The organism is Variovorax sp. 01T432, from assembly GCF_056398605.1.
Map to the genome: position 1 here is coordinate 1 of NZ_JBFTPS010000181.1, position 305 is coordinate 305.

1 protein-coding gene and 1 pseudogene are annotated in these 305 nt (G+C 61.3%); one reads left to right on the forward strand and one right to left on the reverse strand.

Translation table 11 applies throughout. The features are described 5' to 3' along the window. A partial coding sequence (locus AC1DNF_RS35880; RefSeq protein ID WP_478153707.1) for a hypothetical protein occupies positions 1–184 on the reverse strand: 184 nt, incomplete at its 3' end. 5 nt (positions 185–189) lie between these two features. Here AC1DNF_RS35880 and AC1DNF_RS35885 point away from each other — a divergent pair. Then, positions 190–305 (forward strand): annotated as a pseudogene (locus AC1DNF_RS35885) (DUF4148 domain-containing protein); the annotation flags it as partial.

The following is a 305-nucleotide window of genomic DNA, read 5'->3' on the forward strand; positions in this document are numbered from 1 at the left end:
GCACGTGAACACCGAGCTTCGATTTCTGCGGGTTTTCACCTAGATTTTGGGCGCAAACTTCATCCCACAGAACAGCACACGAGCTGCTCTGGGTGAACAGGGCACCGAGCGAGGTGGCCGCCCCCGAAGGGACGGCACCCGACCCAAGACCGGTTCGAATCATCCAAAGCAAATTGAAGGACATCCAGAATGAACGCCTCGAAGATCATCGCCGCCGCAGCACTCTCCCTCCTGGCCGCCGTGGGCGCGCAAGCCGAAACCTACCAAGGCGTGGCGCAACCGGTGTCGGCCAACAGCCGCGCTCA